Source organism: Kitasatospora sp. NPDC097691 (assembly GCF_040302665.1).
GTDB lineage: Bacteria > Actinomycetota > Actinomycetes > Streptomycetales > Streptomycetaceae > Kitasatospora.
Map to the genome: position 1 here is coordinate 22210 of NZ_JBEORY010000072.1, position 22740 is coordinate 44949.

The 22740-nt window shown below is 74.0% G+C and carries 21 protein-coding genes; 7 read left to right on the forward strand and 14 right to left on the reverse strand.

Translation table 11 applies throughout. The features are described 5' to 3' along the window. Positions 1-28 precede the first annotated feature (28 nt). Positions 29-967 (reverse strand): DNA-3-methyladenine glycosylase family protein, encoded by a 939-nt coding sequence (locus ABTY56_RS33960; protein ID WP_502893247.1) that lies wholly within the window; start codon positions 965-967, stop codon positions 29-31. A gap of 40 nt (positions 968-1007) precedes the next feature. On the opposite strand from ABTY56_RS33960, the gene ABTY56_RS33965 reads away from it, so the two are divergent. Then, positions 1008-1499, forward strand: coding sequence for an SgcJ/EcaC family oxidoreductase (locus ABTY56_RS33965; protein WP_350633229.1), 492 nt, complete (start codon positions 1008-1010; stop codon positions 1497-1499). 37 nt (positions 1500-1536) lie between these two features. On the opposite strand, the gene ABTY56_RS33970 is transcribed toward ABTY56_RS33965, so the two are convergent. Beyond that, positions 1537-2685, reverse strand: a complete 1149-nt coding sequence (locus ABTY56_RS33970; protein ID WP_350633230.1) for a peptidoglycan recognition protein family protein — start codon at positions 2683-2685, stop codon at positions 1537-1539. 115 nt (positions 2686-2800) lie between these two features. Here ABTY56_RS33970 and ABTY56_RS33975 point away from each other — a divergent pair, with 115 nt between their 5' ends. The 3 genes from ABTY56_RS33975 (at position 2801) to ABTY56_RS33985 (ending at position 6758) form a co-directional block, all read left to right on the forward strand. Beyond that, positions 2801-3592, forward strand: coding sequence for a TIGR03089 family protein (locus ABTY56_RS33975; protein WP_350633231.1), 792 nt, complete (start codon positions 2801-2803; stop codon positions 3590-3592). 37 nt (positions 3593-3629) lie between these two features. Beyond that, on the forward strand, positions 3630-4949 hold the full coding sequence (locus tag ABTY56_RS33980) for an LCP family protein (RefSeq protein ID WP_350633232.1): 1320 nt from the start codon (positions 3630-3632) through the stop codon (positions 4947-4949). Between the two features lie 225 nt (positions 4950-5174). After that, positions 5175-6758: an LCP family protein gene (locus ABTY56_RS33985; protein WP_350633233.1), complete on the forward strand. Its 1584-nt coding sequence runs from the start codon at positions 5175-5177 to the stop codon at positions 6756-6758. Between the two features lie 130 nt (positions 6759-6888). On the opposite strand, the gene ABTY56_RS33990 is transcribed toward ABTY56_RS33985, so the two are convergent. The 5 genes from ABTY56_RS33990 to ssuE all read right to left on the reverse strand — a co-directional run bounded on the left by ABTY56_RS33990 (position 6889) and on the right by ssuE (position 14644). Beyond that, positions 6889-7929: a glycosyltransferase family 2 protein gene (locus tag ABTY56_RS33990; RefSeq protein WP_350633234.1), complete on the reverse strand. Its 1041-nt coding sequence runs from the start codon at positions 7927-7929 to the stop codon at positions 6889-6891. A gap of 193 nt (positions 7930-8122) precedes the next feature. Further along, a complete protein-coding gene (locus ABTY56_RS33995) occupies positions 8123-10186 on the reverse strand; it encodes a hypothetical protein (protein WP_350633235.1) in 2064 nt (687 codons plus the stop codon). 169 nt (positions 10187-10355) lie between these two features. Next, complete coding sequence (locus ABTY56_RS34000) at positions 10356-12923, reverse strand: ABC transporter permease (protein ID WP_350633236.1); 2568 nt, start codon at positions 12921-12923, stop codon at positions 10356-10358. Positions 12924-12942: 19 nt separating this feature from the next. After that, entirely contained in the window at positions 12943-13731 is a 789-nt protein-coding gene (locus tag ABTY56_RS34005; RefSeq protein WP_502893248.1) for an ABC transporter ATP-binding protein, read from the reverse strand. Positions 13732-14086: 355 nt separating this feature from the next. Then, on the reverse strand, positions 14087-14644 hold the full coding sequence (gene ssuE, locus ABTY56_RS34010) for an NADPH-dependent FMN reductase (RefSeq protein ID WP_350633237.1): 558 nt from the start codon (positions 14642-14644) through the stop codon (positions 14087-14089). Between the two features lie 384 nt (positions 14645-15028). On the opposite strand from ssuE, the gene ABTY56_RS34015 reads away from it, so the two are divergent. After that, positions 15029-16339: an LCP family protein gene (locus tag ABTY56_RS34015; protein WP_350633238.1), complete on the forward strand. Its 1311-nt coding sequence runs from the start codon at positions 15029-15031 to the stop codon at positions 16337-16339. Positions 16340-16598: 259 nt separating this feature from the next. Here ABTY56_RS34015 and ABTY56_RS34020 read toward each other — a convergent pair whose 3' ends face one another. The 4 genes from ABTY56_RS34020 to ABTY56_RS34035 form a co-directional block, all read right to left on the reverse strand. Continuing rightward, positions 16599-17201 (reverse strand): hypothetical protein, encoded by a 603-nt coding sequence (locus ABTY56_RS34020; RefSeq protein WP_350633239.1) that lies wholly within the window; start codon positions 17199-17201, stop codon positions 16599-16601. Between the two features lie 172 nt (positions 17202-17373). Then, the gene (locus ABTY56_RS34025; protein ID WP_350633240.1) at positions 17374-18165 is read right to left on the reverse strand and encodes an arylamine N-acetyltransferase family protein; all 792 of its coding nucleotides are present in this window, start codon (positions 18163-18165) and stop codon (positions 17374-17376) included. Positions 18166-18320: 155 nt separating this feature from the next. Continuing rightward, positions 18321-18815: a peptidylprolyl isomerase gene (locus ABTY56_RS34030; protein ID WP_350633241.1), complete on the reverse strand. Its 495-nt coding sequence runs from the start codon at positions 18813-18815 to the stop codon at positions 18321-18323. Positions 18816-18886: 71 nt separating this feature from the next. Then, complete coding sequence (locus ABTY56_RS34035; RefSeq protein WP_350633242.1) at positions 18887-19996, reverse strand: alkene reductase; 1110 nt, start codon at positions 19994-19996, stop codon at positions 18887-18889. A 94-nt stretch (positions 19997-20090) separates the two neighbouring features. Between ABTY56_RS34035 and ABTY56_RS34040 the strand changes: the two genes are divergently transcribed. Further along, positions 20091-20522, forward strand: coding sequence for a MerR family transcriptional regulator (locus tag ABTY56_RS34040; RefSeq protein WP_350633243.1), 432 nt, complete (start codon positions 20091-20093; stop codon positions 20520-20522). On the opposite strand, the gene ABTY56_RS34045 is transcribed toward ABTY56_RS34040, so the two are convergent. Beyond that, positions 20519-21223, reverse strand: coding sequence for a class I SAM-dependent methyltransferase (locus tag ABTY56_RS34045; protein ID WP_350633244.1), 705 nt, complete (start codon positions 21221-21223; stop codon positions 20519-20521). The genes ABTY56_RS34040 and ABTY56_RS34045 overlap by 4 nt on opposite strands. A 71-nt stretch (positions 21224-21294) precedes the next feature. On the opposite strand from ABTY56_RS34045, the gene ABTY56_RS34050 reads away from it, so the two are divergent. Continuing rightward, the gene (locus ABTY56_RS34050) at positions 21295-21891 is read left to right on the forward strand and encodes an NAD(P)H-dependent oxidoreductase (protein WP_350633245.1); all 597 of its coding nucleotides are present in this window, start codon (positions 21295-21297) and stop codon (positions 21889-21891) included. Positions 21892-21925: 34 nt separating this feature from the next. Here ABTY56_RS34050 and ABTY56_RS34055 read toward each other — a convergent pair whose 3' ends face one another. Together ABTY56_RS34055 and ABTY56_RS34060 are read right to left on the reverse strand one after the other, a co-directional pair. Further along, a complete protein-coding gene (locus tag ABTY56_RS34055) occupies positions 21926-22456 on the reverse strand; it encodes a GNAT family N-acetyltransferase (RefSeq protein ID WP_350633246.1) in 531 nt (176 codons plus the stop codon). Between the two features lie 189 nt (positions 22457-22645). Next, positions 22646-22740: acyl-CoA dehydrogenase family protein (locus ABTY56_RS34060; protein WP_132919430.1), on the reverse strand; the 95-nt coding region annotated here is incomplete at its 5' end.

Here is a 22740-nt window from a genome sequence, read left to right on the forward strand (position 1 = left end):
CGGCTCGGCAGCGCAGCGGCAGATCGCGTCAGCGGTGGCGGTGGTCGTTGGGGGTGAGACGGGGGCCGTAGCGGGGGGCACGGGCGCCGGCGGCCAGGAGGAGGCGGCAGACGCGGTGGCGGTGCGGGCGGTAGGGCTCCAGGAGGGCGAGCATCTGGGCGTCGTCGCTGCGGGGGCGGCCGGCCAGGGCCCAGCCGACCAGGTCGGGCAGGTGGAAGTCGCCGACCGAGACCGCGTCCGGGTCGCCGTTGCTGCGCTGCAGGGTCTCGGCCGCCGTCCAGACGCCGATGCCCGGGACGGCGGTGAGACGGGCGAACGCCTCCTCGTGGCCCATCGCGGAGGCCTCCTCCAGGCGCGGCGCCAGCCGGACGGCCCGCATGACGGTCGCGGACCGCTTGGGGTCCACGCCCGCCCGGTGCCACTCCCAGCTCGGTACCAGCGCCCACTCCCGGGCCGACGGCGCCACCCGCATCCCCTCGGCCGGGCCCGGCGCCGGGGTGCCGAAGTCCCGCAGCAGGGTGCGCCAGGCGCGGTAGGCCTCGTCGGTGGTGACCTTCTGCTCCAGGATCGCCGGGACGAGGGACTCCAGCACCAGGCCGGTCCGGGTCAGCCGCACCCCGGCGGTACGGCGTTGGGCGTCGCGCAGCGGACCGGGCGGCAGCACCAGCGCCTCCGGCGAGTCCTGCGCGCCCAGCAGCGCGGGCAGCCGGTCGAGCAGCCAGTCCGCACCGGGGCCCCAGGCGGTCGCCTCGATCTCGCCCGCGGCGGGGTGCGGCAGCACCCGCAGGGTGCCGACACCCGCCGGAGTGCGGGAGGCGCGCCACACCGCACCGTCCCCGGTGGTCCGGTACGACGGGTCGGCGGGGCCGCGGCGCAGCGGCAGCAGGGTCCGGGCGGTGTCCAGCGGGAAGCCCGGCCGCCAGCGCCGCACCGAGCCGCTGCCGGTACCGTCCGCCCCGCCCGTCACTGCCGTCGCCTCCTCCGCCGCCGTCGTCGACCATGGGTACATGAACGATACGCGGCTGCCGGAGCTGCCTTCCGGGGACGAGATCGCGGTGCGGGGGCTGTACCGCCGGATGCTGGAGGGGTGGAACCGACGGGACGGCGCGGCCTTCGCCGGGCCGTTCGCGGTGGACGGCGAGGTGATCGGCTTCGACGGGAGCGGGCACCGGGGCCGGTCGGTGATCGCCGCCGAGCTGGGGCGGATCTTCGCGGACCACGCGACGCCCCGGTACGTGGCCGCCGTGCGGCGGGTCCGGGCGCTGGCGCCGGGGGTGGCGCACCTGGAGGCCGCCGCCGGGATGGTGCCGGACGGCGCCGAGGAGCTGGACCCGGGGCTGAACGCGGTGCAGACGGTGATCGCGGTGGACGCGGGGGCGGGGTGGCGGATCGCGCTGCTGCAGAACACTCCGGCGCGGTACGACCTCCGGCCGGATCTGACCGAGGGGCTCACGGAGGAGCTGCGGGCGATGGTCGGGCGGGGACCGGAGCCGGCGTAGCGGCGCCCGGTCCGACCGCGGGGGTGCCGACGGGGGCTCAGCGGCCCTGGAGGTGCGCGGCCCAGGAGCGGATGTCGTCGAGCCGGGCGTAGAGGCCGTCGCCGGGGCACTCGGTGGCGAAGGCGTCCCGGTGGCCGGAGACGGTGTCGAAGGGGACGACCGTGCCCTTGGGGTAGCGGCTCTGCGAGGAGCCGGAGGTCAGGTTGGTGTGGCCGGCCGCGTCCTGGCCGGTCAGGCCGAGCTTCCAGGCCGCGATCTTGCTGATGCCGTCCACGATCTCCTGCGGCGGGCCCTCCGTGGTGAAGGTGCCGAGCGCGGCGACGCCGGCCGAGTCGCTGTTGAAGCCGAGGGTGTGCGCGCCGAGGACGGGCTGCGAGACGCCGCCGGCGCGGCCTTCGTAGATGGTGCCGCAGCGGTCGACCAGGAAGTTGTAGCCGATGTCCCGCCACCCGTTGCTCTGCACGTGGTACTGGTAGATCGCGCGGATCATCTGCGGTGCGTCGCTGCACGCGTAGTCGGTGGCGGTGTCGGTGTGGTGGACGAAGACCGCCTTGACCGTCCCGGTGTAGACGAAGCCCGGCTCCCGCAGCGACTCGTCGGCACCCCAGCCCGCCCGGGTGACGATGCCCGGGCGGGGCGCCTCGTGGTCCTGCGGCGTCCGGGCGGCCGCGCTCTCGCCCGGGAGGATGCGCGGGGCGGACTGCGCGGCGGCGCCCCTGCCCGGGTCGACCAGTTCGACGCGGAGCCCGGCGGGCAGCCCCTTCGGCCCGGGGGTGACCTCGATGGCCACGCCGTTGCTGGGGCCGGTCCACAGCGGTGCCGTGGAGCCGCGGATGCCGGAGCGGCCGTCCCGCTCGTCGGGGGCGTCCTCGTTCTCGACGGCGAGCGGACGCCAGTCGGTCCAGGTGTCGGTGGAGGCGCGGTGGGTGCGGACCCGGATCGAGGTGCCCGCGAGGGACTGCCGGGGGTCGTCCCAGCTCACCCCGACGAGCGAGAAGGGCTTGGTGGCACGTTGGGTGACGCTGTGTTCGGCGGCGGTCAGCGACATGCTCGTCACGGTGCCGCCGCCGGCGGAGGTCTGTTCGGCCGGCACCGGGTCGGCGACGGCGGTGGAGACGGCGGTCGACTGGAGCAGCAGGACGGCGACGCAGCTCGTGGCCGCGCCGGCGAGAAGTGAGATACGCATAAAACGGATATTGACGACAATTCGCTACTGCCGCCACGTCAGCGTACGCCGCTCGCGCACACCGCCCGCCGCCCCTCCCGACCTCCCACTCGAAGGCCGTAGGCTGGGGCGCACCATGACTGCGCCTTTCGCTGCCGATGCCCGCACCCCCGTCGAGCTGCTGCACGCATTCCTGCGCGGCGGCACCCCTTCGGTCGATCCCGCGGCCCCGCTGGTCACCTTCTACGACGACGCCACCGGCGAACGGGTGGAGCTGTCCGCCCGGACCTTCGACAACTGGGTGGCCAAGACCGCCAACCTCCTGCAGGACGAGTTGAACGCCGGCCCGGGCGACCGGGCGGCACTGCTGCTGCCCGCCCACTGGCAGAGCGCCGTCTGGCTGCTCGCCTGCTGGTCGGTCGGCGTGGCGGCGGTACCTGGCGGCGACCCGGCCGCCGCGGACCTGGTGGTCAGCGGCCCGGACGGACTGGAGGCCGCCCAGGCCTGCGAGGGCGAGCGGGTGGCGCTCGCCCTGCGCCCGCTCGGCGGCCGCTTCCCGCAGCGCCCCGACGGCTTCCTCGACTACGCCGCCGAGGTGCCCGGCCAGGGCGACCGCTTCGCGCCGTACTCCCCCGTCGCCCCGGACGGCCAGGCGCTGGAGACCGCGGTCGACGGGCTGCCGCTGAAGCTGACGGGCGAACAGACCGTGGCGCTGGCCCGGGAGGGGGCGGCCCGCCTCGACCTGAAGCCCGGCGACCGGGTCCTGTCCACCCTCTCCTACGACGACTGGGCGGGCCTGGAGGCCGGCCTGCTGGCGCCGCTGGCCGCCGGCGCCTCGGTGGTGCTGTGCCGCAACTCCCAGGCGCTGGGCGCCGAGCAGTGGGAGAAGCGGATCGAATCCGAACGGGTGACACTGCGCCTCGGGTGACCCCCGAGCCCCGGCCGGGCGGGTAGGGATCCCTGCCATGGCCGAGGACGACACCGAGCACCCCCCGACCGACACTCCCCCGACGGGCGCGCCCCCCGAGGACGCTCCCCCGAACGGGCCCGGACGCCCGCGCAGGCGCCGGCGGTGGCTGATGATCACCGCCGGCGTCGTCGCGTTCCTGCTGGTCGCCAGTGGGGTGCTGCTCTGGATCGCCTACCGCAAGCTGGACGGCAACATCCGGACCGACTCGACCACCGACCGGCTGCTCGCCAAGCTGGAGGCCGAGCGGCCGAGCCGCACCTCCGGCGCCCGGGGCGCCGAGAACATCCTGCTGATCGGCAGCGACGACCGCTCCGGCTCGAACGGCTCCTACGGCGGCCAGGCGGGCACCGAACGCTCGGACACCACGATCCTGCTGCACCTGGCCGCCGACCGGAAGCACGCGACGGCGGTCTCCGTGCCGCGCGACGTCATGGTCACCGTCCCCGCCTGCGAGAAGCCGGACGGCACCCGCAGCAAGCCCGTGCTGATGCAGTTCAACCAGGCTTTCGAGACGGGCGGCCCGGCCTGCTCGATCCGCACCGTCGAGCAGCTGAGCGGGATCCGGATCGACCACTACGTGATCCTCGACTTCAGCGGCTTCAAGACGATCGTGAACGCGATCGGCGGGGTCGAGGTGTGCGTGCCGCAGCCGATCCACGACAAGGACGCCAAGCTCGACCTGCCCGCCGGCCGGCAGACCCTGCGCGGCGAGCAGGCGCTCGGCTACGTCCGGGCCCGGGAGAGCCTGGGGGACGGCAGCGACACCCAGCGGATGGGCCGTCAGCAGCAGTTCCTGGCCGCGCTGATCCGCAAGGTGGAGTCCCAGGGGGTGCTGCTGAACCCGGCCCGACTGTGGCCGGTGCTGAACGCCGCGACCTCCTCCGTCCGGGCGGACAGCGGGCTGTCCTCGCTCGGCGCGCTGTACGACCTCACCCAGGACCTGCGCGGCATCCCCTCGGCCAACGTGGTCTTCCTGACCGCGCCGCGCCGCCCGTACCGCTACGACTCGGACCGGGACGAATTCGTGCAGCCGCAGACCGGCCAGCTGTTCACGGCGCTGCGGGACGACCTGCCGGTCTCCGTCCGGCCGCCCGGGTCGGCGCCGTCGTCGGGAGCGAGCGCCGGGGCGGGTGCGGGACCGAACGCCAGCCCGGGTGCGGGACCGAACGCCGCACAGAACGCGAGCCCGCGCGCGGGCTCCGGCGAGGCGGCCGCGGCAGCGACAACGGCGACGGCCACGGCGTCACCCTCGGCGGGCGCCTCGCCCACCTTCGAGGGACGCACCGCCGACGTGGACGCCTGCGCGCAGCACTGAGCGGGCCGCGCCGAGCGGCGCACAGCCGGGCTTCGCCGCACCGCAGGTCGGCGTGGCTGTGATCGGCAAATGCGGCCGGGTGAACGTGATTTACCTCCGCTTTGTTCAAACATGATGCAGATCACACCGGGAACGATTCCCCCATTCGGCTCGTCTACTGTGTCCGGATCGGCCCGTCAGGACGGGCGGGCCGGAGCCGTGACCGGTCGAACGTAGGGAACCCCCGTGCACGAGGAGCAACCGGAAGCCGGCCGGTACCGGGTGGACCCCGCGCCCGGTGTCCCCCGGCAGCGCCGCCGCCAGGCGGCCGAGGCACCCGAGGCACCGGCCGGGGAGGGCCGCCGGGACAGCCGGCGGCGGGCGGCCGCCGCCGCCAAGCGGCAGCGCCGCCGACGGGCGCTCAAGTGGACCGCCGGCACCGGGGCCCTGCTGATGGTCGCGGGCTGCGGCGGGGTGTACTACCTGTACCGGCACTTCAACAGCAACCTGACCTCGGTCAAGGTCCAGCTGGGTGACGAGGCCGAGCGCCCCAAGGCCGCCGGTGAGGCGCTGAACGTCCTGGTGATCGGGACCGACAGCCGGGAGGGCCTCGGACGCGAGTACGGCGACGCGGGCAGCGTCGGGCACGCCGACACCACCCTGCTGTTCCACATCGCCAAGGACCGCTCCAACGCGACGGTGATCAGCCTCCCGCGCGACCTGATGGTGCCGATCCCGGACTGCCAGAGCGCCCAGGGGAAGAAGATCCCCGGCTCGCCGCGGAACGAGTTCAACAACAGTCTCGGACAGGGCGGACGGGACGCGGGCTGCACCTGGAAGACCGTCGAGAAGAACACCGGGATCCGGGTCGACCACTTCGTCCAGGTCAACTTCGAGGCGGTGAAGACCCTCTCCACCGCCGTCGGCGGGGTCGAGGTCTGCGCGGCCAAGGACATCAACGACTCGGACTCGCACCTGAAGATGACCAAGGGCCGGCACGTGGTCCAGGGCGAGGAGGCACTGGCCTTCGTCCGGACCCGGCACGCCGTCGGGTTCGGCGGCGACCTCACCCGGATCCCGCTGCAACAGCAGTTCATCAGCTCGATGATCCGCAAGATCAAGAGCGACGACACCCTGACCAGCCCGACCAAGCTCTACAAGCTCGCGGACGCCGCCACGAAGGCGCTCACCGTGGACGCCGGCATCGGCAGCGTGGACAAGCTCAAGGACCTCGCGCTGGACATCAGCAAGGTGGACACCAAGAACATCACCTTCACCACCGTGCCCGTCGTGGACGACCCCCAGAAACCGGAACGGGTCATCTTCAAGCAGCCGGACGCAGGGCAGCTCTTCTCGATGGTCGCCGGCGACCGCTCACTGACCGAGACGGCCGCCCCGCCCGCCCCCGACGGCGCCGGCTCGGCCGCACCGACGACGCCCGCCGCCGGCCCCGCCGTGGACACCAAGGCCGTCCAGGTGACGGTCCGCAACGGCAGCGGGAAGCGCGGGCAGTCCGGGCCGACCGTCGACAAGCTCCAGGCGAAGGGATTCGCCAAGGCCGCGGTCGGCAGTGACGCCCCCGTCGCCGCGAGCACCACGGTGTCCTACCAGGCCGGCCAGGAGGCCGCGGCCGGCGCCCTGGCCGCCGCCCTCGGGCTGCCGGGCGACGCGGTCAAGCCGGCCGCGAAGGCGGACCCGAAGGCCGGACTGCTGGTGGTGCTCGGCAAGGACGTCCTGGCCGCGCCCACCGACCCGGCGGCGGTGCCGACCGAGGCGCCCGAGGACCTCCAGCGGGTGCAGGCGGACGACACCGACGCCTGCGCCAAGTAGAGCGGTACGGGCAGGCCGGTACCGGGATCTCCTCCGCCCTGCGGACCGGGAGAGGTGGCGGGCCGTCATCCCGGAGCGGATGACGGCCCGTTCGTCGACGACCGTGCCCGGCCCGGGTCCTCGCGGGGCGTCAGCCGGTCTTGGAGAGCACGTCCTTCGAGGACGGGCTCACACTGGCGATCACCCGGCGCGCCAGCGAACGCGGCGAGGTGAGGAAGCCGAAGCCCCAGCTGAGGTGCATGGTCGCGAACGCCACCGGCAGCATCGTCCTGGCCTTGAAGGACAGGCCGCGGCCCTCGGTCACGGCACCGCCGACGATGCCCAGCAGGTAGGCGCCGGGCACCGCGAGGAAGGCCGGGTGGACGGCCGCGCCGAGCACCAGTCCGAGGGTGACCGCCAGCAGCGCGGCCGGCGGGGCGAGGTAGCGCAGGTTGACCGAGCCGCGGTGGTAGCGGGTGACCACCCGGCGCCAACGGCCGTAGTCCTTGTACTGCTTGGACAGCGCCCGCACCGAGGGCCGGGGCCGGTACGTCACCTTGAGCTGCGGGGTGAACCAGACCAGGCCGCCGTCCTGGCGGATCCGGTAGTTCAGCTCCCAGTCCTGGGCGCGGATGAACTCCTCGTTGTAGCCGCCGAGCTTCTCCAGCACCTCGCGCCGGAACACGCCGAGGTAGACGGTGTCCGCCGGGCCGGCCAGGCCGCCGGTGTGGAAGGCCGCGTTGCCGACGCCGAGCTTGGAGGTCATCGCGGCGGCGACCGCGTGCTCCCACTCGGTCTCGCCCTCGGCGTGCATGATGCCGCCGACGTTCGCCGCGTCCATCTCGCCCAGCAGCCGGACCGCGGTCGCGACGTAGCCGGGGGTGAGCAGGCCGTGGCCGTCCACGCGCACCACTATCGGATGGCGGGAGCCCCGGATCGCGGCGTTCAGCCCGGCGGGCGTCCGGCCGGTGGGGTTCGCCACCGTCCGCACCCGCGGGTCCTCGGCCACCAGCTCGGCGGCGATCTCGTCGGTGCGGTCACTGGAGGGACCGAGGGCGATCACCACCTCCATCGGCCCCGGGTACTCCTGGTCCAGGATGCGCCGGACGGCCGTGCGCAGGTGACGTTCCTCGTTGAGCACCGGCATGATCACGGAAACAGCCGGCAGCTCCTCAGCAGCCTTGGTGTTCATCGGGGCCAACCGTACCGGTGCGGACGCGTCTCCGTCTTGTCCCGGTCCGGGCGGCAGCGCGCACCTCGCGGCGCGCCACCGGCACTGTGATCAAGAACACCGTCATCCCCGGTCGGAGCGGGCCCCCACCGGGGTGGGCCGGTGCCGTCCCCCTGCGGATCCGGCGCCGGATCGGTGCCGGTCCGGTGCCGCTTCAGAGCGCGTAGTGGGCGACGGTGAACACCGCGTAGCCGGCCAGCGCGATCCGGTTCACCAGGTGCTGCGGGCCGCCCAGCCGGTCCGGCAGGGCGCGGTCCGGGCGCAGGTCGGGCCGGTGGGCGGCGGTGGCCACCGTCCGGGCCAGCGCCTCCGGGTCGAACCGGTCGCCGAAGCGGCCGGCCAGCCAGACCGCGGGACGGCTGGCGAACGAGAACTCCCGGCCGCGGCACAGCCGGATGGTGAGGAGGTTCCGGTGCACGGCCGCCGCGCTGATCTCCGCCCAGCGGAAGCTGCGGGTGCGCAGCGCGGTGGCCACCCGCAGGCCGTTGCGGTCGGCCACGATCTGCCAGGACAGCGTCTGGGCGCAGGCGAGGATCGCCAGCGAGCCGATCCAGAGCGGCCGCACCAGGTTCTCCCACCAGCCGTCGTCGTCCAGCAGGACCACGGCGGTGGCGACCAGCAGTGCCGCCAGCGGCCCGGCCGCCGCCCGCAGCGGCGTCGGCATCTCCCAGCGGCGGGCGGCCACCGGCTCGGCGTCCGGTCCGGCCGCGGGGGCGGCGGCCACCGTCTCGGCGGTCAGCGCGGCGACGGCGAGTTCGCGTTCGCGGTAGCGCTCGGTGCGCCGGCTGAGCCTCGGGGCCCGGGCGGCGGGGGCGGCCACCGCCGCCACCCAGCACGGGTCGCCGTCCAACAGGCCGGGGCGGACGAGGAGTTGGTGGTCGATGCCGTCGGGGCCGCGGTACAGCACGGCGGGCACGCTGCGACCGGCGCGGGCCAGCCGGGCGGCGGCCTGGGCGGGGGTCGCGCGGTCGTAGAGGTCCTCGTCGTCCTCGTCCACCAGGTCGTCGATGTCGTCCGGGTCGTCCGGGTCGTCCACGTCGTCGAAGCCGTCCGGGTCATCCGGGTCGTCCGGGTCGTGGTGGGCCAGCGGGTCGGGGTAGTCGGCGTCCTCGTCACAGGTCGGCAGGTACTCGGGCACCCAGGCCGGGCCCTGCCCGTCCGGTGCGCCGCCGCCGGCCCAGCGGTAGCGGTCGCGCTCGACCAGCCGCCAGAGGCCGGGGCCGTCCGGCGGCCCGTCCAGTGGTTGCACCAGCAGGTCACCGCGGGCGTCGGCCCGCACCCGCACGGCCAGCGCGGGGGCGGAGCCCTCGAAGGCCGGCCGGTCGCGGCGGGCGGTGGCGACGGCGACGGAGCCGAGCAGCACCAGGCCGGGCAGGGCGATCAGGCCGCCGGCGCTCAGCTGGCCGGAGAGGTCGTAGTCGTCGCCCAGGGCGCGCACGGAGTCACCGTCCACCAGCAGCGGGACGGGCTCGCCGGGCTGCGGCCGCCGCTGCCACCAGACGTCGAGGGCGGCGGTGCGCTCGGGGCCGCCGTCGGGCGGCTGGAAGCGGACGGTCAGCACGCCGTCCCGGTCGGCGGTGCCCGCGGTGCCGGTCACCCGGGCGGCCTGCTCGGCGGCGGCGTCCGTCCTGGCCTGCGCCCAGAGCCCGTACAGCGGGAAGGCCGCGGCGACGACGAGCAGCAGGACGCCGAGGGCGCGGCGCAGCACGGACGGTCCGTCGCGGTGGACGGGCGAGGGCGCTCCCGCGGCCGTCCACGGGAAGGGGACGGGCGGGGCCATCAGCTCGTCCAGCTGCTGGCGGGCGCGGCGGCGGCCGGCCTCGGCGCCCAGCAGTACGGCGGTGAGCAGCACGTGGATCAGCACCGCCGACCAGCGGGCGAGCGGGGTGACCAGGCCGTCGGGCAGGTACCAGAGCAGGGCCAGGACGACGGGCGGGACCAGCGCCCGAGCCCGGATCCTGGTCGCCAGCAGGACCACCTCGGCCAGGACCGACCAGCCGGCCAGCGCCGAACCCCAGGTGTCCCGGCAGACCCCTTCGGCGTTGCACCGGGCGGCACTCGGCTCCACGGCGGTGGCCAGGACGGCGAACGCGAGCGGCAGCAGCGCCAGCCCGCGGCCGTCCAGCCGCCAGGCCGTACGGGCGGCGCGCCAGCGGGCGGCCGCCGCGACGGTGAGGGGCGCGGCGCTGGGCAGCGGCGGGGCGTCCGAGGGGAACATCGGACGATCATCTCAGCCGCCCGGGGGCCGAACTCGCGTCAGGGGCACCGCTCGCGGCAGGCAACGGAGGCCCCCGGAGCGACCTGCCGGCGCATGCCGCAAGGGCCGGGTGCTGCGCGCACCCGGCCCCTGCTTCCCCGCTCCTGATCCGACGCCCCCCGGCGCCGGATCAGTCCGTCGCGATGGCGGCGAGGACGTTCATCCGTCCGGCCCGGAAGGCCGGGACGAGGGCCGCGACCAGACCGATCACCACCGAGGAGACCAGGGTGATCGCGATCGTGACGGTCGGGACGGAGAGCGTCCCGAGGCCCTGGTCCCGCAGGACCCCCTGGACGGTGACGCCCCAGGCGAGGCCCAGCCCGGTGCCGAGCACGGCGCCGAACACCGCGATCACCACGGACTCCAGCCGGATCATCCGGCGCAGCTGGCGACGGGAGAGCCCGATCGCCCGCAGCAGGCCGATCTCCCGGGTCCGCTCGACCACCGACAGCGCCAGGGTGTTGACCACACCGAGCACGGCGACCGTGATCGAGAGGGCGACCAGCCCGTAGATCAGGTACAGCAGGGTGTTCACCTGGGACTGCACCAGTTCCTTGTAGCCGGCCTGGTCCTTGACGACCAGCTGCGGGTACTCCTTGAGCCCGTCCTGCAGCGCGGCCAGCGTCCTGGCGACGTCGGCGCCCGGGGCGGCCTTGGCGAAGAAGGTCCACACCGGCGGCTGTTCGGCGGCCGGAACCACCTCGGCCATGGTGTCCATGGCGACGAAGGAGCCGTTGCCGAACAGCTCGCCCTTGGCGAAGACCGCGCCGACCGGCAGCTCCTGGGTGCGGCCCTTTCCGTAGTCGACGGTCACCCGGTCGCCGACCTTCAGGTGGTGGTCCTTGGCGAAGGTCTCGCCGATCCCGAGCGAGCCGCGCTCGATCGAGTCCACCGCACCGGTCCTGACGGTCGGCCGGAAGTCGGTGCCGAAGAAGGCGGACGGCACGGCGGTCAGGTCGGTCTTCGCCTGCTGCCCGTCCGGCAGCCGGACCTTCGACATGAAGGACTTCTGGGTGGTGACGTGGTCGATGCCCGGGGTCCGGCGCACGATGTCCAGCATCTCGGGGGTGACCTCGGTGCGGCCGCCCTGGACGATGTAGTCCACGCCCACCGACTTGTCGATCTGCGCGTTGGCCGAGGTGACCGCCGAGGAGCTGAACACCGAGGAGGCGATCACCAGCGCCAGGCCGATCATCAGCGCGGCGGCCGTGGCCCCGGTACGGCGCGGGTTGCGCATCGCGTTGCGCTGGGCCAGCTTCCCGGACGGGCCGAACACGGCCGGCAGCACCGCGCCGAGCACCCGGACGATGGCCGAGGCCAGCAGCGGGCCGAGCACCACGGAGCCGACCAGGGTGAGCAGCACGCCCGGGCCCAGGTACCGGCCGCCGGTGGCCGCCTTGTCCGACTGCGCGCCGAGCACCAGCAGGGCGCCGCCGCCCGCCGTCAGCAGCAGGCCGACGACCGTACGGACCAGGTTGGCGCGGCCCTCGGCCGGGGTGCCGTGGTCGCGCAGGGCGGCCATCGGCGAGATCCGGCTCGCCCGGCGCGCCGGGAACCAGGCGGCGACCAGGGTGACCACGATGCCGAGCGCGTAGCCGGCGACGAACACGTCCGGCCCGATCTGCAGGTCGGCCGCCTTGAGGTCCATGCCGATCGCGTTCATCAGCTTGATCAGGCCGACCGCGACGCCCAGGCCGGCCGCGACCCCGAGGGTCGAGCCGAGCACGCCCAGGATCAGCGCCTCGACCAGCACCGAGCGGTTGACCTGCCGGCGGCTGCCGCCGATGGCGCGCAGCAGGCCGATCTCCCGGGTGCGCTGGGCGACCAGCATCGAGAAGGTGTTGATGATGAGGAAGCCGCCGACGATCGCCGAGACGAAGGCGAAGCCGAGCATCGCGTACTTCATGAAGTCGAGGCCGCTGCCGACCTGCTTGGTGTTCTCGTCCTTCTGCTCGGCCGCGGTCTTGACCTGGTAACCGCCGCCGACCCGGGCCGCCGTCTCGGCCTTCAGCCGGTCGTTGTCGCGGCTGCCGTCGCCGAAGGCCTCGATCGAGGTGTAGGCCGGCTCGCCGAGCAGTACCTGCTGGGCGGTCGGGGTGTCCAGGAAGCCGAGCGCGGCACCCGGGTTGGTGGCGGTGAAGGTGGCGATGCCGGCGATGGTGAAGTCGTGCTTGCCGCCGGAGTTCTCGACCCGGACCTTGGCGCCGAGGCCGAGCTTGGCCTTCTTCGCGGTGTCCGCGTCCAGCACCAGTTCGCCGGAGTTCTGCGGCGCGTGGCCGGAGGTGATGGTGACCGGGTTGCGCGGGGTGTCGGTCCAGTTGCCGAGCAGGGTGGGCGCGCCGCTGGTCGGGCCGACCAGCTTGTTGGTGGCCGGGTCGACCAGGATCGCGTTCCCGACCATGACCTGGCCGACGGCCTTCTTCACGCCCGGCACCGCGGCGACCCGGTCGGCGAGCGCGACCGGGACGGTCGGCGGCTTGACGGCGGCCTGCTGTTCCTCGTCCTCGGCCGGCTTGGGCGGCTGGACGGAGACGTCGGAGGCGGTGGCGGCGAAGAGCTTGTCGAAGGTGCTGGTGGCGGTGTCGGAGAACACCAGGGTGCCGGAGACGAAGGCCACCGACAGCACGACGGCGATGAGCGAGAGCGCCATCCGGCCCTTCTGGGCGAAGAAGCTCCGCAGTGAGGTCTTGAGCAGCATGGTGGTGTGGTCCCGCCGCTCAGCTGGTGCGCTTGCCGTCGAAACGGCGCATGCGTTCGAGGACGGAGTCGGCGGTGGGCGCGTGCATCTCGTCGACGATCACGCCGTCGGCGAGGAAGAGCACGCGGTCCGCGTAGCCGGCGGCGACCGGGTCGTGGGTGACCATCACCATGGTCTGGCCCAGCTCGTCCACCGAACGGCGCAGGAAGGTCAGCACCTCGGCGCCGGCCCGGGAGTCCAGATTCCCGGTGGGTTCGTCGCCGAAGATGATCTCGGGGCGGGCGGCCAGCGCCCGGGCCACCGCGACGCGCTGCTGCTGGCCGCCGGAGAGCTGGGTCGGACGGTGCCTGAGCCGGCCGGCCAGGCCGACGGTCTCCACCACCTGGTCCAGCCAGGCCTGGTCGGGCCGGCGGCCGGCGATGTCCATCGGGAGCGTGATGTTCTCCAGCGCGTTCAGGGTCGGCAGCAGGTTGAACGCCTGGAAGATGAAGCCGATCTTGTCGCGGCGCAGTCTGGTCAGCTGCTTGTCCTTGAGGCCGGTGATCTCGGTGTCGCCGATCCAGATCCGTCCGCCGCTGACCGTGTCGAGCCCGGCCAGGCAGTGCATCAGGGTGGACTTGCCGGAGCCCGAGGGGCCCATGATCGCGGTGAACCGGCCGCGCTGGATGTCGACGTCGACCGCGTCGAGCGCGGTGACCTTGGTCTCGCCCGAGCCGTACGCCTTGGTGACCTGCCGGGCCGATGCGGCGACGGCGGAGCCTCCGCCGGGAAGCTGGGGGTCGTACACGGCTGCTGCTGCCGTCGTCACTGGAGTCTCCTCGTGGAAGGGTGCGCTCACCCGTTGGTCCCCAGCCTCACGGGCCCGCCCGCCTCACGACATGGTGCTGGCAGTAGTCCTCGACCGGGAGTCAGCCCCACCCTCCCGGTGGACCTGGCTGCCGGACCCGACGATTTCGGGCCGCCTCCCGGCGGGTGGGGATGTGTGAACCACGTTAGGAGTGGACGGCGGACGGCTCGTCATCCGACGGAATGAAGCGCCTCAACCAAGGTTCTACGGGGCGCGGCGCGCCTCCCCCTAGGGGTCGCGGCGGCCCGTCTCGGGGACGCCCCGTACGGGCCGCGGCGACGGTCGCCCGGCAGGTCAGCAGATGGCCGGCAGCCGGTCAGCAGGCGGTCAGCGCCGGTGCGGCCAGCCGCTCCAGGGCGGTGGCGAAGCCGTCGACGACCGGGGCCAGCAGGATCTCGCTCTCGCGCTCCAGCAGGGTCGCCCCGTCCTCCCCGGCGGTGATGTGGCGGTCGAGCACGAACCAGCCCTGGGTGATGTGGCCGGCGCCCATCGAGCTGAGCACCGGGCGCAGCGCGTAGTCCACCGCGAGGACGTGCGCGGGCGAGCCGCCGGTGGCCAGCGGCAGGACGGCCTTGCCCGCGAGCGCGTACTGCGGGAGCACGTCCAGCAGGGCCTTCAACAGGCCGGAGTAGGCGGCCTTGTAGACGGGTGTGCCGATCACCACGCCGTCGGCACGGGCGAACAGCTCGGTGACGTCGACGATCTCGGGGTGGTCGAAGTCGCCCGACAGCAGCGCGTGCGCGGGCAGGCCGCGGGCCTCGAAGGGGACGACGTGGTGGCCGCGGTCCGTCAGCCGCGCGTCGACGTGGCGCAGCAGGCGGGTGGTGCGGGAGGTGGCGGACGGGGATCCGGAAACGGACAGGACGACGGCCATGGGTTCACCTCTGGCTGGAAGCGGGGCGGCGCTGCGCAGCGGGGGAGGCGCTGCGGTGGGGTCACCGGGGTGGGGTCCGGTGCCGGGGCGCCACGTCGGAGGACGGGCGGGTTTCGACGGGCGCGCGTCAGCCGCGACAGAGCGAACAGGCCACACCGCGCCGCAGGTCGACGTGCCGCCGACGCGTGAGTGCAGGCTGATCCATGCCTGGCATGCAAGCACGGCGTGTTCGCGCTGGTCAAGAATCGTTTCAGCCGGTGGAACGCCGGGGGTGTCCGGACCTTGCGGCGGAACGATCCGGTACGTGCATCAAAACTGCTACAAGAGGCCCGGTGGGGCCCCCGGGGGGAGTCAGCCCGACCGGGGTCGGGCATCCTCGACGGCATGAACACGTGGCAGGAAGGCCGCCCGGGGGGCGGCGGGAACCCGTACGGCGGCAACGGCGGAGGCGGCGCGGCGGCCGAGCCGCCGCTTCCGGCCTCCCTGAACCCGCGCGGGCCGGCGGCGCCCGCGCCGCAGCCGGCGGGGCAGCCGGGGCCGTCCCGGCTCGGTGGTGTTCCGCAGCAGGGGGCCGGCGCCCCGGGCGTCCGCCCCGGCGGTCCGGCCGGTCCCGGGCGTCCGGGTGGCCCGGGCGGCCCCGGCGGTCCGGGTGGCCCCGGCGGCCCGGGCGGCCCCGCGGGTGCCCGGCCGGCCGGTGCGCAGGCCAGGCGCTGGCCGCGGCGCCGGATCGTCAAGTGGACGGTCTTCGGCCTGCTGATCGCCGTCATGGTGACCGCCGTCTCCACCTGGTTCTGGGCGGACTCCAAGCTCAACCACGAGAACGTGCTCGCCGACTACCCGGGCCGCCCGGCCGCGGGCAAGGGCACCAACTGGCTGATCGTCGGTTCGGACAGCCGCCAGGGCCTCACCGAGGGCGAGCAGGACGACCTGCACACCGGCCACGACGAGGGCAAGCGCAGCGACTCGATGATGATCCTGCACGTCGGGGACAACGGGAACACCCTGATGAGCATCCCGCGTGACTCCTGGGTGCCGATCCCCGAGCACGCGGGCAGCAACGGCAAGCCGGTCAAGGGCACCACCGCGAAGATCAACTCGGCCTTCGGCGCCGGCGGCGGACGCCTGCTCGTCCAGACCGTCGAGCAGAACACCGGCATCCGCATCGACCACTACGCCGAGATCGGCTTCGCCGGCTTCGTCGGGATCGTCGACTCGATCGGCGGCGTCGAGATGAAGATCGACCAGCCGGTCAAGGACAAGGACTCCGGCCTCGACCTCCAGGCCGGCGACCAGACCCTCACCGGCAAGCAGGCCCTGGCCTTCGTCCGCCAGCGCCACCAGATGGCCGACCAGGACCTCGGCCGGATGCGCAACCAGCAGAAGTTCCTCGGCGCCCTCGCCCACCAGGCCGCCTCCCCGGGCAACCTGCTCGATCCGTTCACCTTCTACCCGCTGGTCGACTCGGCGCTCGGCACCCTGATCGTGGACGACGACTGCGGGCTGACCGACCTCGGCTCGCTCTTCCTCGCCATGAAGGACGTCAACGGCGGCAGCGGCAAGTCGATGACCGTGCCGATCGGCAACGCGGACTTCCGGACCAAGACCGGCGAGTCCGCGGTGCTGTGGGACGCCAACAAGTCCAAGCAGGTCTTCGACGCCTTCAAGAACGACACCGCGGTGCCGGACGTCAAGTAGGCGACCGCCCCGGGTGGCGACGGGGCCGCGGTGAGCGGGTGCCCGCTTGCCGCCTCGGGGATCCGACGCCACCACCGACGCCGCCGCCTCCCGGACCACTCGGTCCGGGAGGCGGCGGCGTTTCCACGGGACGGGGGTGCCGGCCGCCCGCGCGATCGGGCCGACGGGCGGGGCCGGCACGCCCGCGCCCAAGGCGGCTGCGCGGAGGGGAGCCGGGGCCAGTCGGGGCGGTCTCGCCGGTTCCGGGGTCCGCGCCGGGCTATCCCGCCTCGGCCTGACCGGCGTACGGCAGCAGGCCGGTGCCGCACTCCGGGAAGCGGACCAGCCACTCCCCCTCGCCGCCCGCGTCCTCGGTGGCACCCGAGTAGCCGTAGTGGATCGGCTGCCCCTCGCCGCCCAGCCAGCGGGCGTGCGCCAACTGCACCGACAGGGCGGCCGGGCGGTGCGGCGCGGCCTGCTCCAGCACCAGCTCGTGCTCGGTCTCGCCGGGCCGGAAGATCACCGCGGTCTCCGTGCTCGGACGGCGGGTGAAGACGCGCGCCCCGTCCGTCCAGTAGGCGGCGACCGTCACGGCGAGCGTGCCGTCCAGGCTGCCGGTGCCCGGCCGGACGTACTCCTCGTCGGCGACCCAGCGCGCGTGGTGGTGGATCTCCTCCTCGCCCCGGCGCTCGTCCCAGCGCACCCAGTAGCCCGCCACCCGCTTGACGGTCATGCCCTCGCGGACCACCCGGACCGCGAACCGCGCCGGGCCGGCCGGCTCCCCGGCGGCCGGCTCGCGGGAAGCCGGTTCGCAGGAGGCCAGGGAGACCACCGTCACCCGCTCGTACGTCACCTCGCCGTCGTCGGCGCCCTGCTCGATCATCGCTGAACCACCTTGCCGGGAAGTCGGGTTCGGCCGCGCCTCGGCCCATGTCCGAGGAGAGCGTAGGACGGCGTCGGCGCCGGTCGGGATGATTGCGCGGTTCCGGCCCGGGCGGCCGCCCCGCCCGGCTACCCTGCCCCTCCCGCGCCGCGGCCGCGGGTCGGCCCCGGCCTCAGCCGGGCAGTCGGTCGAGCGTGATGCCGAAGTGCTCGCGGTAGGCGCTCAGTGCCTCGGCCCCGGTGAGCTGCCGCTCGGTGCGGGTGCCGTCGGCGGCGGAGCGGATGAGCCGGGTGCCGCTGAGCGTGGTGCGGCCGCCGTCCTCGGTGAGCACGGAGCAGGTGGTCGAGCGGGTGAAGGGCGAGTCCGGCGAGGTGCTCTGCCACCAGCAGGTCGGGCCGAAGTCGGCGAGGGGGTACGGACGCGGATCGAGGCGGTACTGCGGGGCGCCGTCCATCCGGACCTCCAGCTCGCCGTGGGCGCCGTACGGGACGACGGTGAACGCGCCGTGCGGGTCGGGCTGCGGAGCGCGCTCGTCCAGGCGCAGCGGGAGCCGGCTGAACCGGCCGAAGCCGACGTCGACCAGCCAGGGCTCGTCCAGGTCGACCCGCAGCGCGAGGTGGTCGAACGGCGGGCCGAGGCGCTCCCCGTCGAAGACCCGGCCCGACAACAGGCTCACCCGGTAGCCCAGGGAGCGCAGCAACTCGGCGAAGGCGCCGTTCAGTTCGTAGCAGAACCCGCCGCGCCGCCGCTCCACCAGCTTCGCCACCAGGGCCGCCGGGTCGAGCACCACGGTCTCGCCGAGGTGGAGGCTCAGGTTCTCGAAGGGGACAGCCCTCAGATGGGCCTCCTGCAGCCGCGCCAGCGCCTCCGCCGACGGCTCCCCCGGGTCCGGCACGCCGATCCGCGCCAGGTAGGCCGTCCGTGCGGCGGCTGTCAGGCCTTCGTACACCGTGTCGTCGTCCATCCGCCCATTCCAGCCGGGCCGGGGGCACCCGGCCATCGGTCCTTGGGCCTAGGACCGGGACTCGGCGCGGCTGGGAACGCCGCCGCCCCGGAGTGGGAAGTCGGCGGAACCGACTTCCCACCCCGGGGCGGCAGGCGTACCAGGGGCAGCGGTGATTACTCGACCACGCCGGACTTGGCGATCTTGATCGTGGCGGAGGTGCGGCCGCTCTGCGAGCCGAGCGACTCGACCTTCTTCACCACGTCCATGCCCTCGACGACCTCGCCGAAGACGACGTGCTTGCCGTCCAGCCAGTCGGTGACGATGGTGGTGATGAAGAACTGCGAGCCGTTGGTGTTGCGGCCGGCGTTGGCCATCGACAGCAGGCCCGGGCGGTCGTGCTTGAGCTGGAAGTTCTCGTCCGCGAACTTCTCGCCGTAGATGCTCTTGCCGCCGGTGCCGTTGTGCTTGGTGAAGTCACCGCCCTGCAGCATGAACGAGGGGATCACGCGGTGGAAGCCGGAGCCCTCGTAGCCGAAGCCGTTCTGGCCGGTGGCCAGCTCGCGGAAGTTCTGGGCCGTCTTCGGAACGACCTCGTCGAACAGCTTGAAGACGATGCGGCCGGCCGGCTCGTCGTTGATGGTGATGTCGAAGAAAACGTTGGAACTCATACAGGGATCATGGCACGAACGTTCGCCGACCGCGTGGTGCCCCCGGGCGCCCGCAGGTCAGGGGCACCGTGCTATCCGGCGAGCCGTCCCGACAGCGCGGGGTAGTCGGTGTACCCCTCGGCGCCCCCGGTGTACATCAGCCCGTCGCGGAGCGGATTGAGCGGGGCGCCGGTGCGCAGGCGCTCGACCAGGTCGGGGTTGGCGAGGAAGCCGCGGCCGAAGGAGATCAGGTCCGCCCCCGCCGCCAGCAGCCGCTCGGCGGCGGCCCGGCCGCCGTCCTCGGGCAGCGGCCCGCCCCAGCCGAGCACCGGGTTGGCGATCACGGTGCCCGGCCAGGCCTTGCGGAGCTCCCGGAAGACGGCGTCCTCCGGGTCGGCGAAGACCACGTGGAGGTAGGCGAGGCCGTCGTCGGCGAGCTCGCCGACCAGCGCGCGGTAGATCTCCGCGGTGTCCCCCTCGTCCATGCCCTGGCCGGTGAAGCCCGGCGAGACCCGCAGGCCGACCCGCTCGGGGCCGATCTCCGCCGCGACCGCCCGGACCACCTCGACCACGAAGCGGATCCGGTTCGCCACCGGGCCGCCGTACGCGTCGGTGCGCCGGTTGGTGTTCCGGGCGAGGAACTGGTGCAGCAGGTAGCCGTTGGCGCCGTGCACCTCGACCCCGGCGAAGCCCGCCTCGACGGCGTTGCGGGCGGCGGCCGCGAAGTCGGCCACGGTCTGCCGGATCTCCGCCGCGGTGAGCTCCCTCGGGACGACGGCCTCCCGGTGCCCGCTCGGCGTGTGGATGGTCTCCGGCAGGGCGACGGGCGACGGCGCCACCGGGTGCAGTCCGCTGTTCTCCGGGTGGCCGATCCGGCCGCCGTGCTGGAGCTGCAGGAACATCCGGCCGCCGGCCGCGGCGACCGCCCCGGTCACGGTGCGCCAGCCGGCCACGTGCTCGGGGGCGTGGACCGCGGGAATGTTGGTATAGGTCCGGCCGACCCGGTTCGGGGTGGCGGCCTCGGCGATGATCAGCCCGGCACCGGCGCGCTGCGCGTAGTACTCGGCCATGATCGGCTGCGGAACACCGTCGGCGCCGGCCCGGGTGCGGGTCATCGGTGCCATCACCAGGCGGTTGGGGAGGCGGAGCGGGCCCAGGTCGGCGGGCTCGAAGAGACCGGTGGTTTCGGTGTTCGTCGTCATGCCGGAAACCGTAGAAGCTAACATCGGTGTCAGGTTCAAGTCCCCACGGGGCAAAGCCCTTTCGGGGCTCGGATCGGACGACGGGGTGGACGGCATGCGGATCGGCGAACTGGCCCGGCGGACGGGCGTGAGCGAGCGCTCGTTGCGCTACTACGAGCAGCAGGGCCTGCTGGTGGCCCGCCGCACCGACGGCGGCCACCGGGAGTACCCGGAGGCGGCCGTCGACCGCGTGGTGCACATCCAGGAGCTGTTCGCGGCCGGGCTGCACAGCCGCACCATCTACAAGATCCTCCCCTGCATGCGGGACTCCGACGGCAGCCCGAGCGAGATCGCCACCCCGCTGCTGGTCGAGGAGCTCACCGCGGAGCGGGAACGGATCGACCGGACGATCAACGACCTGCTGCGCTCGCGCGAGGTGCTGGACGAGGTGATCGTGACCGCCTCCGGCGCGCCGTCGCAGCCGTCTCCCTCCTCGCACCCCTCGCAGCCGTCGCACCCCTCGCAGCCGTCGTCCGAGGCCGCCTAGGACGACGGGGCGGCCGGGGCGACCGGAGCGGCGACGGACGGCCGGCGGTCGGCTGCGGGCTTGCGGGCCAGCAGGTAGGCCTGCGGGGTCCTCTCCTCGCCGTCCGGTTCGCGGACCGTACGGGAGGTCATCAGCAGGCCCGCCCCGCGGACCAACTCCTCGACGCGCTCCGGACGCAGCCGGCGGAAGTCCAGCGACACCGGGTGGCCGAAGGGCTCCTCCAGGTACAGGGGCTCGTCCCCGACCTGGAAGGCCAGCAGCAGCCGGCCGCCGGGGGCGAGCACCCGGGCGAACTCGGCGAACACCTCCGGGAGGCGCTCCGCCGGGGTGTGGATGATCGAGTACCAGGCCACCGCGCCGGTCAACTCGCCGTCGCGGAACGGGAGGTCGAACAGCGAGCCGACCTCGAACGGGACCTCCGGGTAGGCCGCCCGGGCCAGCTCGACCATCCGCGGCGAGAGGTCGATCCCGCGCACGTCCAGGCCCAATCCGTGCAGGTGGCTCGTCACGCGGCCCGGTCCGCAGCCGAGTTCGGCCGTCCTGGCGTCCGGACGCTCGGCACGGACCAGGTCGGCGAAGAGCGCCAGCACGGCGCGGTCCGTCGGCATGGTGTCCATCGCGTCCCGGAAGCGGTCGGCGTAGTCGGCGGCGATGGTGTCGTAGAAGGCCCTGGTCGTGGTGAGGAAGTCCGGCTCGGTCATGGTCCGGCACCCTACCCGCCGCCCCCGGAACGTAGCATCGCCTTCGTCAACCAGCGGGAGGGGAACGGGCGATGAGCACGATCGGGGTCTATCTGGCGCATCCGCGACCGGGCAGTTTCAACCACGCGCTGTACGAGGCCGTGGTCGACGAACTGCGGGGGCGCGGCTGCGAGGTACGGGCGCACGACCTCTACGCGGAGGGCTTCGCGCCGCTGCTGACCGCCGAGGAGACCGGCACGGTGGACACGGCGGACCCGTCCGCCGATGCCGGCCTCGCCCTGCACCGCGCCGAGGTGGCCACGCTGGACGCGCTCGTGCTGATCCACCCCAACTGGTGGGGCATGCCGCCCGCCGTCCTGGCCGGCTGGGTACAGCGGGTGCTGGCCCCCGGCGTCGCCTACAAGCTCGGCACTTCGGACGGCGAACCGGCCGGGCTGCTGCGGGCCGGGCGGGCCCTGGTGCTGAACACCTCGGACACGCCCGAGGACCGCGAGCGCAGCGAGTTCGGCGACCCGCTGGAGCGGATCTGGGCGGCCTGCGTGCTGCCGTACGTCGGCGTCACCGACGTACGGCGGACGGTGCTCCGCACCGTCACCGACTCGACCGCCGCCGACCGCGCCGAGTGGCTGCGGCGGGCGCGGGAGCAGGCGGCGGCACTGCTCGACTGAGCCGGGGCCCGGAGTCGGACCCCGGCTACGGACCTCAGAGGTCCAGCTCCGCCACCGCCTGGTCGCGGCTCAGCTCGCCGGTCGGGCGGAAGCCGAGGCGGGCGTAGAACCCTTCCGGGCCGTCCGGACCGGGCACGTAGGTGACGGTGGCCCGGGTGCCGCCGCGGCGGCGGATCTCGGCGCACACCTGCTCGACGGCGAAGCGGCCGTAGCCCCCGCGCTGTGCGTCGGCGTCGATCAGCAGGCGCCACAGGCCGGAGCGCGGGTGGTCGTCGGGCCGCTCCGGGTTGAAGCGGATGTCGAAGAAGGCCATCACGAAGCCGACCGGCTTCTCACCGTCCAGGATCAGCCGGGGCCAGGCGGTCTCCCCGTACGCGTACGCCTCGGCCAGCGACTTCACCACCGGCGCGACCAGGTCCTCCTGGTCGGGGCGCACCCGCAGGGCGAGGGCGGCGTCGATGTTCGCGGGGGTGACGGCGGCCAGGCTGAGCCTGGCGGGCCCGGAGGTCGTGGCGGAATCGGAGGGCGCGGAGGACACGGAGGACGCGGACGACGCTGAGGACATGGCGGGCAGCCTAGGGAGCGGGGCGCCCGCCGTCGCGCGATTTTCGTCGGGGCGGGACGGCGGGGCCCCGGACGCCGAGGCGCGGGACGCGAACGGCCCCCGACCGCGGACGGGCGGTCGGGGGCCGTGGGCACCTGGGCCGCTCGCCGCGGCCGGGCCGGGTGGTCTCGCTTCGGCCGGGCCGGGTGGTTACGGGAGGTTGCGGGCCATGACGATGCGCTGGACCTGGTTGGTGCCCTCGTAGATCTGCGTGATCTTCGCGTCCCGCATCATCCGCTCCACCG

Excerpts from the sequence above, each read along its gene's own strand:
- ssuE (WP_350633237.1), bottom strand. The coding sequence starts at position 14,644 with ATGGCCGTCGTCCTGTCCGTTTCCGGATCCCCGTCCGCCACCTCCCGC.
- ABTY56_RS34020 (WP_350633239.1), bottom strand. The coding sequence starts at position 17,201 with ATGATCGAGCAGGGCGCCGACGACGGCGAGGTGACGTACGAGCGGGTG.
- ABTY56_RS34045 (WP_350633244.1), bottom strand. The coding sequence starts at position 21,223 with ATGACCGAGCCGGACTTCCTCACCACGACCAGGGCCTTCTACGACACC.
- ABTY56_RS33995 (WP_350633235.1), bottom strand. The coding sequence starts at position 10,186 with ATGTTCCCCTCGGACGCCCCGCCGCTGCCCAGCGCCGCGCCCCTCACC.
- ABTY56_RS34040 (WP_350633243.1), top strand. The coding sequence starts at position 20,091 with ATGCGGATCGGCGAACTGGCCCGGCGGACGGGCGTGAGCGAGCGCTCG.
- ABTY56_RS34025 (WP_350633240.1), bottom strand. The coding sequence starts at position 18,165 with ATGGACGACGACACGGTGTACGAAGGCCTGACAGCCGCCGCACGGACG.
- ABTY56_RS33965 (WP_350633229.1), top strand. The coding sequence starts at position 1,008 with ATGAACGATACGCGGCTGCCGGAGCTGCCTTCCGGGGACGAGATCGCG.
- ABTY56_RS33970 (WP_350633230.1), bottom strand. The coding sequence starts at position 2,685 with ATGCGTATCTCACTTCTCGCCGGCGCGGCCACGAGCTGCGTCGCCGTC.
- ABTY56_RS33990 (WP_350633234.1), bottom strand. The coding sequence starts at position 7,929 with ATGAACACCAAGGCTGCTGAGGAGCTGCCGGCTGTTTCCGTGATCATG.
- ABTY56_RS34055 (WP_350633246.1), bottom strand. The coding sequence starts at position 22,456 with ATGTCCTCAGCGTCGTCCGCGTCCTCCGTGTCCTCCGCGCCCTCCGAT.
- ABTY56_RS33980 (WP_350633232.1), top strand. The coding sequence starts at position 3,630 with ATGGCCGAGGACGACACCGAGCACCCCCCGACCGACACTCCCCCGACG.
- ABTY56_RS34015 (WP_350633238.1), top strand. The coding sequence starts at position 15,029 with ATGAACACGTGGCAGGAAGGCCGCCCGGGGGGCGGCGGGAACCCGTAC.
- ABTY56_RS34000 (WP_350633236.1), bottom strand. The coding sequence starts at position 12,923 with ATGCTGCTCAAGACCTCACTGCGGAGCTTCTTCGCCCAGAAGGGCCGG.
- ABTY56_RS34035 (WP_350633242.1), bottom strand. The coding sequence starts at position 19,996 with ATGACGACGAACACCGAAACCACCGGTCTCTTCGAGCCCGCCGACCTG.
- ABTY56_RS34030 (WP_350633241.1), bottom strand. The coding sequence starts at position 18,815 with ATGAGTTCCAACGTTTTCTTCGACATCACCATCAACGACGAGCCGGCC.
- ABTY56_RS34050 (WP_350633245.1), top strand. The coding sequence starts at position 21,295 with ATGAGCACGATCGGGGTCTATCTGGCGCATCCGCGACCGGGCAGTTTC.
- ABTY56_RS33975 (WP_350633231.1), top strand. The coding sequence starts at position 2,801 with ATGACTGCGCCTTTCGCTGCCGATGCCCGCACCCCCGTCGAGCTGCTG.